General features: G+C 69.3%; 5 protein-coding genes and 1 pseudogene. 4 read left to right on the forward strand and 2 right to left on the reverse strand.

Annotated features, from left to right (window positions below):
- On the reverse strand, nucleotides 1–186 hold a 186-nt coding region (locus tag K8V84_RS19965), incomplete at its 3' end, for a transposase (protein ID WP_304077208.1).
- A 63-nt stretch (nucleotides 187–249) separates the two neighbouring features.
- On the reverse strand, nucleotides 250–1,254 hold the full coding sequence (locus K8V84_RS19970; protein WP_304077210.1) for a TAXI family TRAP transporter solute-binding subunit: 1,005 nt from the start codon (nucleotides 1,252–1,254) through the stop codon (nucleotides 250–252).
- Between the two features lie 168 nt (nucleotides 1,255–1,422).
- Between K8V84_RS19970 and K8V84_RS19975 the strand changes: the two genes are divergently transcribed.
- The 4 genes and pseudogenes from K8V84_RS19975 to K8V84_RS19990 form a co-directional block, all read left to right on the forward strand.
- Nucleotides 1,423–2,472, forward strand: a complete 1,050-nt coding sequence (locus K8V84_RS19975; protein WP_304077213.1) for a TAXI family TRAP transporter solute-binding subunit — start codon at nucleotides 1,423–1,425, stop codon at nucleotides 2,470–2,472.
- Nucleotides 2,473–2,493: 21 nt separating this feature from the next.
- The gene (locus K8V84_RS19980; protein ID WP_304077218.1) at nucleotides 2,494–3,024 is read left to right on the forward strand and encodes a DUF1850 domain-containing protein; all 531 of its coding nucleotides are present in this window, start codon (nucleotides 2,494–2,496) and stop codon (nucleotides 3,022–3,024) included.
- 14 nt (nucleotides 3,025–3,038) lie between these two features.
- On the forward strand, nucleotides 3,039–5,147 hold the full coding sequence (locus K8V84_RS19985; protein WP_304077216.1) for a TRAP transporter fused permease subunit: 2,109 nt from the start codon (nucleotides 3,039–3,041) through the stop codon (nucleotides 5,145–5,147).
- A gap of 19 nt (nucleotides 5,148–5,166) precedes the next feature.
- Nucleotides 5,167–5,569 (forward strand): annotated as a pseudogene (locus K8V84_RS19990) (hypothetical protein); the annotation flags it as partial.

Genomic DNA, 5,569 nt, shown 5'->3' on the forward strand with positions numbered 1-5,569 from the left:
GGTGCTCCAGGGCCCGTATCGTTCGGGCAGGTCACGCCAGGGGATCCCGGTGCGGGTGCGGTAGATGATGCCGTTGAGGACCTGGCGGTGCTCGCGCCATCGTCCACCGCGTTGGGGTGTGGTCGGGGGCAGCAGGGGTCGGAGTAGGTCCCACTCGTCATCGGTGAGCTCGAATCTGCGGCTCATACCTCGGTTGTACACCGGCTTTGAGAGCCACAGACCCGAGACTCAAGATCCGTCAAACACGCCCTAGGGGGCCGAGGTGCGTTCGTCGTGTGCGTACTTGACCGACCGGTAGTAGGTGGTGGCACCCGGGTGCAGGGGCACCGGCAGGGTGGCGATGGCCGATCGCGGGTGCAGGTGAAGGGCGACCGGGTGGATCTCCACCAGCGCGTTCTGTGACTCGAACAGGAGCCGGGTGAACTCCCGGGCCGTCCGGTCCGGCATCCGGGAGCCGGCCACCATCAGGCTCGGCACCCCTATGGTGCGCACCGCGGGCACGTTCTCGTAGGTCCCGGCCGGCACCGGGAGCTCGGAGTAGAACTCCCCGTGCTCGTCCACCAGCTCCGGAACGTGCTCGGACAGGTCCAGCAGACGCACCGGGGTCCGCGCGGCAAGGTCGGAGACGGCCTGGGTCGGCAGCCCTCCGGACCAGAAGAACGCGTCGACGCGCCCCTCCTCCAACGCGCGGACCGAGCCTCCGATGGACAACCGGTGCCGGGTCACGTCCGAGTCGGTGTTCTCCTCCAGACCCGCGGTGCTCAGTAGCCGTTCGGCCATCATCTCGGTGCCCGAACCCCTGGCGCCCACCGACACGGAGGCCCCGGCCAGGTCCGCGACCTCCTCATAGGGGGAGTCCGCGCGCACCACCACGTGCGTGTAGTTGTCGTACAGCCGGGCGATCGCCTTGATGGGCAGCGGCCGATCGAACGGTTCCCGGCCCTCGACGGCCAGCGCGGCCACGTCCGCGAGTGTGAAGGCGGCGTCCAGCGCACCGGAGGCGACCAGTCGGTTGTTCTCCACGCTCGCCGCGGTGGTCAGGGCGGTGATCTGGGTGTCCGGGTCGGGGTCGGTCACCCTCGCCAGCCCGGCGCCATAGACGTGGTACACGCCGCCGCTGCCGCCCGTGCCGATGGCCAGGCGGAGCGGATCCGAGCGTGGGGGGTGCGACCAGGAGAGCAGACAGACGGTCAGGAGACCGACGGTCAGGACTCGGGTGGTCGCCCACAGACGGTGGGTGGGGGGCCGCGCCATGTCCGAACGATAGCAACCGGGTCCGAACCTCAGGAAAGGCTCAAATTCCGCCCGTGGGGATGTCCCCGCCAGGGGTGGGACCACTACCTTTCTGGCGACGGAGAGTGGCCCCGGTCACACGCCCCGATTCCCCCCTGCCCCCAGAACATCCGAGAGGACCGACCGACCATGCGACGCACATTGCTGTCCCTGGCCGCCATCCCCGCCAGTGTCGTCACGCTCGCCGCCTGTGGCGCGCAACCCGCCGAGCAGGCGACCGAGGACGTCGGGCTCGGCGGAGCCCCGGTCCAGTCCGACCTCAGCATCGTCACCGGTGGCACCAGCGGTGTGTACTACCCGATCGGTGGCGCGCTGCGCAGCATCATCGGTGACAACCTGGAGGGTCAGAGCGCCTCCGTCGAGGCGACCGGTGCCTCCGTGGAGAACATCCGCCTCCTCAACAGCGGCGACGGCCACCTGGCCATCGTCCAGGGTGACGCCGCCGACCAGGGGTTCACCGGCACCGGCGACTTCGAGGGCGACCCCACCGAGACGTACTCCCTCGCGGTCATGTACCCGAACGTGTTCCACGCGGTGACCCTGGCCGACATCGCCGCGGACAAGGGCTTCGAGTGCTTCTCCGACGTGGTGGGCAACCGCTACTCCGTCGGTGACATCGGTAGTGGCAACGAGGCCACCACCAACCAGGTGTTCGAGACGCTGGAGATCTCCACGACCGAGGTCGAGCTCCAGCAGCTGGGTTACGCCGAGACCGCCAACGCCCTGTCCAACAACCAGCTCGACGCCGGTTCGTGGGTCGTGGGCGAGGGCCACTCGGGCATCACCGAGCTCGGCACCACCGAGGACATCGACATCATCGAGATGTGCGACGAGGAGCGTGAGGCCATCGTCGCCGGGTACGGCGGCTACACCGAGCACACCATCCCCGGTGGCACCTACCCGGGCGTCGACGACGACGTGAACACCATCGCGGTGTGGAACGCCCTGGTCGTGTCCGGTGAGTTCAACGAGGACCAGGCCTACGAGATCACCAAGGCGATGTTCGACAACATCGACGAGGTCATCGGCGTCTATGCCCCGGGCGAGGAGTACCTCGTCCCGGAGACCATCGAGAACAGTCCGGTCCCGGTCCACCCGGGCGCCGTTCGCTTCTACGAGGAAGAGGGCGTCGAGATCCCCGAGGATCTGCTGCCCGAGGCCGACTCCACCGAAGAGTAGGGATCCGTGCTCCGGCCCGCCATCGCCGCCGCCCTCCTCGTGGGGGCGGTGGCCACGGCCGTCGCGACACTTCCGCTGTGGCCCGCGCTGCGGCTGAGCGTGGACGAGGACCGGCTCGGCCACCTGCCCCTGGCCGAGGGTGAGCTGTTCACCATCTCCTACGTCCACTCGATCGACCACCTGCCGATCGAGGAGTACATCGAGGTCAGGGACGGGAATCTGGTGGTCGACTCCACCCGACTGCGCCAGTTCGGCGCGGGCATGGGCCACCGGCCCGGGGAAGGCACCGGCCGGGCCGACGGCGAGTGGTGGGTCATCGAGGACATGGACCGCGACATCGGCACGGAGGTGGCGATCCGGGTGGGCGCGCCGTCGGTCGACCATCGTGTCACCGCCTCCGACACCGAGGTACGGCTCTCCCCTTGCCTGGCCTCCCGACGGGTGGTCGTCGAACCCGTCCGAGCCACCACCCTCCAGCTGTTGTTCGACTCCGACCCCCAGCCGGAGTGCGACACACCCATCACCCGACACCCCAGCGAAACACCCCAGTGAACCCGAGGAAGAACATGGCCAAGACCGGAACCTCCGCCGACGCGTTGCCCGACGTCGACGGTCTCGGCGAGGACGCCCCGCCGTTCTGGCGGAGGGTCGCCGCCGAGCGTTGGGGAGAGGGTCGGGGCGGAGCGATCATGGGAGGAGCCGTCCTCCTCCTCGGCATCGCCCTGACCGTCTTCCAGCTCTACATCGCCCTGCGCGCCGGGCTCGACGCCCGCCAGCAGCGCCTCATCCACCTGATGCTGGTGATGTTGCTGGTCTTCCTCATCATGCCGCCGTTCAAGAAGGGCAGGGCCGACGGCAATCCGGTCCTGGTCGCGGTCGGCGCGGTGATCGACCTGGTCATGGTCGTGGGCACCGTGGTGGTCAGCCTCTACCCGATCGTCTTCCAGTCCGAACTGGCCCGCCGCGCGGGTGCCTACACCGAACTGGACTGGATCATGGGCGCGGTCGCGATCGTGATCCTGCTGGAGGCCACCCGCCGCTCGGTCGGGCTGGTCATGGTGATCCTCGTGGCGGGCTTCCTGTACTACGCCTGGATCGGTCCGATGATCCCCGGCCGGTTCGGTCATTCGGGGGCCACCTACGAGCGCATCGCCACCCACACCTACCTGGGCAACGACGGCATCTACGGCCTGACGCTCGGGGTGGTGGTCACCTTCGTGTTCGTGTTCATCCTGTTCGGCGCGCTGTTGTCCAAGACCGGCGGCGGCAACTTCTTCGTCGGTCTGGCCTACGTCCTCACCGGGCGGATGGTCGGCGGCCCCGCCAAGGGCGCGGTGCTGGGCAGCGCCCTGATGGGTTCGGTCTCGGGCAGCGCCATCGCCAACGTGGTCACCACCGGCCCGTTCACGATCCCGCTGATGAAGAAGGTCGGCTACAAGAAGCACGACGCCGCGGGCGTGGAGGCCGCCGCCTCCACCGGCGGCCAGATCCTGCCGCCCATCATGGGCGCGGGCGCGTTCCTCATGGCCGAGCGGTTGGGCATCCCCTACGCCGACATCGTCAAGGTCGCGATCATCCCCGCGATCATGTACTTCGCGCTGATGTTCCTTTTCGTGGACATCCTCGCCCGCAAGCACAACGTCGGGGCGATGAGCGGTGAGGACATCCCCGCCTTCGCGATCGTGTTGCGCGCGGGCTGGCACTTCCTGGCCCCGTTGGTCCTGCTCATCGTGCTGCTGCTCAACTACGTGCCGCCCACGCAGGCGGGTCTGGCGGCCTGCGGCGCCCTGCTGGTCGTGGCCATGCTGCGGGCGGGCAGCCGCCTGAGCGTGAGGGACTTCCTGGAGGTGTTCGTCATGGCGGCCCGCAGCACCCTGCCGGTGTCGGTGGCGTGCGCCGTCGCGGGGATCATCGTCGGGGTGGTCGGCCTCACCGGTCTCGGCCTGGTCTTCTCCGACGTGCTGGTCAACGCCTTCGCCGGGAACCTGTTCATGACCCTGGTGATGGTCGCGCTGGCCTCCCTGATCCTGGGCATCGGCCTGCCGGTGACCGCCTCCTACGTGGTGCTGGTCATCCTGGCCGGCCCGGCGCTGGAACAGCTGGGCCTGGCGCTCATCGTCGCGCACATGATCGTGTACTGGCTCAGCCAGGACTCCAACGTGACCCCGCCGGTGGCCTTCGCGGCGTTCGCGGCGGCGGGTATCGCCGACTCCAAGCCGATGCGTTCGGGCGTGTCCGCGTGGAAGTTCGCCAAGGGCCTCTACCTGATCCCGTTGCTCATGGCCTACTCGGCGCTCATGGAGGTCGATGGTCCCGTCCTCGACCTGGTGATCGCGATCGTCACGGGGTCGGTGGCACTGGCGGCCGGGGCCATGACCATCGAGGGCTGGTTCCTGCGCCGGACCATGCTCGGCGAACGGATCGCCCTCGGCCTGTCCTCGGCGCTGGTCCTCATCGCCCCCGAGTGGACCGGGTGGACCGAGTCGCTGCTGTCGGTCCACGTGGCCTCGCACTGGTTCGTGCTGGTCGGCACCATCGCCTGTACCACGCTGATCGCCCTGCAGGTGATCAACCACCGCCGCGACAAGGCCAAGGGGCCGGTCACACCGTCCGGGCAGCCGCAGCCGGGCGCCGACACCGAGCTGGAGGAGAAGGCCGACCGGTCCATGACCTAACCTCGCTGACATGGCAGGTATGTGGCGGTTCGGACGGAAACCCTCGAAGGTGCTCGGCGGCGCCGGCCTCGAAGGGGTACTGGTCTCGGCGTCCCTTGGCACGGACCCGCTGCTGCGCGCCGGCTGCGCCGCGGTCCGCCAAGGAGACGTCGAGGTGGGCGCCTCGCTCCTGCTGGAGACCCGGGACGACCCCGAGGCCCGCTCCCACCAGGCCGAGGCCCTGGGCCGGTCCGCTCTGGACCGGCCCGACGAGGTGGCCGGACTGGTCGAGGATGGCGCCGACCCCGCCGACACCCTGCTGTGGTTGGGACACACCCTGCTGGCCCGCGCCGTGTCGTTGCCCTCGGGTGGGACCGCCGAACACAAGGCGGTGGAGGCCGCGCTGCACGAGGCGCGCGTGCCCCTGGCCGAGGCCGCCCGGC

The organism is Nocardiopsis listeri (genome assembly GCF_020741345.1).
Lineage (GTDB): Bacteria > Actinomycetota > Actinomycetes > Streptosporangiales > Streptosporangiaceae > Nocardiopsis > Nocardiopsis listeri_A.

Excerpts from the sequence above, each read along its gene's own strand:
- K8V84_RS19970 (WP_304077210.1), bottom strand. The coding sequence starts at position 1,254 with ATGGCGCGGCCCCCCACCCACCGTCTGTGGGCGACCACCCGAGTCCTG.
- K8V84_RS19985 (WP_304077216.1), top strand. The coding sequence starts at position 3,039 with ATGGCCAAGACCGGAACCTCCGCCGACGCGTTGCCCGACGTCGACGGT.
- K8V84_RS19975 (WP_304077213.1), top strand. The coding sequence starts at position 1,423 with ATGCGACGCACATTGCTGTCCCTGGCCGCCATCCCCGCCAGTGTCGTC.